This window comes from Mucilaginibacter sp. P5_A6 (assembly GCF_056400585.1).
In genome coordinates, this window is the sequence record NZ_JBFUKZ010000078.1 from 1 (window position 1) to 1985 (window position 1985).

General features: G+C 35.1%; 3 protein-coding genes. All 3 read right to left on the bottom strand.

Annotated elements, in window-relative coordinates:
• Positions 1 to 351: response regulator (locus AC1DO4_RS27755; protein WP_477421020.1), on the bottom strand; the 351-nt coding region annotated here is incomplete at its 3' end.
• 96 nt (positions 352 to 447) lie between these two features.
• Complete coding sequence (locus AC1DO4_RS27760; RefSeq protein ID WP_477421021.1) at positions 448 to 1413, bottom strand: hypothetical protein; 966 nt, start codon at positions 1411 to 1413, stop codon at positions 448 to 450.
• Between the two features lie 3 nt (positions 1414 to 1416).
• The gene (locus AC1DO4_RS27765; RefSeq protein ID WP_477421022.1) at positions 1417 to 1839 is read right to left on the bottom strand and encodes a hypothetical protein; all 423 of its coding nucleotides are present in this window, start codon (positions 1837 to 1839) and stop codon (positions 1417 to 1419) included.
• Positions 1840 to 1985 lie beyond the last annotated feature (146 nt).

Sequence of the window (1985 nt, forward strand, 5' to 3'; positions counted from 1 at the left end):
GCTTTCAAGAGCATGTAATAATTCCAGGTCGTCAAAGGGCTTTACCAGGAAGTCATCCGCCCCTATTTCCGTTCCTTTTCTAAAGTCTGTTTGTTCGGCCGTGTCCGTTAGAAAAATAAAGGGAATATGGGCCGTTTCTGACTGTTTGTGCAGCAGGTTTAATACTTCATAGCCATCCATTCCGGGCATCATTATAGCGCAAAGAATAATATCGGGCTTTTTTAACTGCGCAAGCTCCACACCCTTCCTGCCGTTTTCTGCCTGTAATACCATATAACCGTTAAATCCCAAAACCCTGGTCATCCTCTCCCTGATATCGTTATTATCTTCAATGATGAGGACTGTTTTCATGATCTATTGAATATAAGCATACGGATAAATTCATTAAAAGATTGTACTACTATCGCCGATAACGAATGAGTGTGAATCAGGTTGTTTAAATCAGTTTTATTTTACACCATTTACAAAATGACCTTCAACCGGAATAACCGCATTTATAAATACCTGCTTCTTACCGGGTACTAAAATTCCAGAATCGATCATCCTGTTAACATATCCTGAAAACTTCGATGCCCCCTTAAAATTCAAATGGCCCAGATCTGCAAATTCATCATCCCTTAAGGGAAAATTGTTGAAGTCTAAAAACTCAACATCCGGGAAATATAATTTCTTAATTTTCATAAAAACCTTTTCGTTTTTCATGAATTCGTAACCTTTATGCTGCGGGCTTCTTACCAGGAATACTTTTTTATGCTTTTGATGGCAATAATCAATTATCTTCCGAAGATATTTAAGGTTGGTCATCGACAGCTTAGTCCGCTCTGATGTTACTTCATTATAGAGTACTGATGGTGTATTTTTAATTTCCAGGGGTTTAGGATTATTAATTTTTAAATAGCCACCAATGCTACTGCTAAAGCTATAGTTTAATGTGGCAACTCTAAATATATTCTGGCGGGTTAAAATGGAGACACAATTTACAAAATCTTTGGGGTTTTTATCAAATAGCAGTTCTAAATCTGATGGATCCATAAAGGATGCGTATTGTGGAAACATGTTCGACATATATTTATAACCCCAGGTCCATTCATCCATTTTGGCGTCAATTTGATTATTTGAATACTCTATCAAAATGGTTTCCAACTGGTTGTTTTGAGAAATTACCTTTTTAACCTTTTGGTAAGTATAAAAATAAGGCTCTGCTGAGTGAGACAGATTTTTAAAACCTGCTATTAAAGAATCATTAAAAGCACACTCAGAGTGCGAATGCCCGAACAGTACAATTTTGTAGCCTTTATCAATATTAAACCTCGAAAATTTTTCAACCAAAAAATTGGGTATCAATACAACGCAGGCTATTAATAATATACTTGTTAAAATAAACGTGAGTGTTTTATTTAAGAAGTGGCTCATTGCTTAAAATTGAAAGTAAATAAATTGTTGTTCTTTGCCGGCAAACAAAAAAAGGATTAAAACCAATGCATAGTAAAAAGCTAACCTGTAATTCCTCTTTTTAAGTTTGGTTAAGGTTTCTATTGCATATTGATTCTCCCTGCCATTCCATTCAATGATGATAAAAAATACTATTAAAGCAATGGTTTGTAATAATTGTAGCCGGCTAATTTCAAAATCGGGCATTGAAAAAAGTGACCGGGAGAATATTTTACCCAAATAGTTTAATGCATGGGTAACGTTATTGGCTCTGAAAAAAACCCATGCAAAAACAACCATACAAAAAGTTAGCATTATATGTAAAAATTCACTTATTGTTGGCAAACTTTTTCCCTTGGCAACAATTTCGAGGTTATTGCGGTTGGTTTTAAAGATAATTGATGGCATGATAAACAGAGCATTTAAAAGGCCCCAAATTATAAAGGTCCAGTTTGCGCCATGCCAAAACCACTCACTAAAAAAATTATAAAAGTATTTCGTACTTTAAGCCAGGTTCCTCCTTTACTGCCACCAAGCGGTACGTACAAATAATC

Excerpts from the sequence above, each read along its gene's own strand:
- AC1DO4_RS27760 (WP_477421021.1), bottom strand. The coding sequence starts at position 1,413 with ATGAGCCACTTCTTAAATAAAACACTCACGTTTATTTTAACAAGTATA.
- AC1DO4_RS27765 (WP_477421022.1), bottom strand. The coding sequence starts at position 1,839 with ATGCCATCAATTATCTTTAAAACCAACCGCAATAACCTCGAAATTGTT.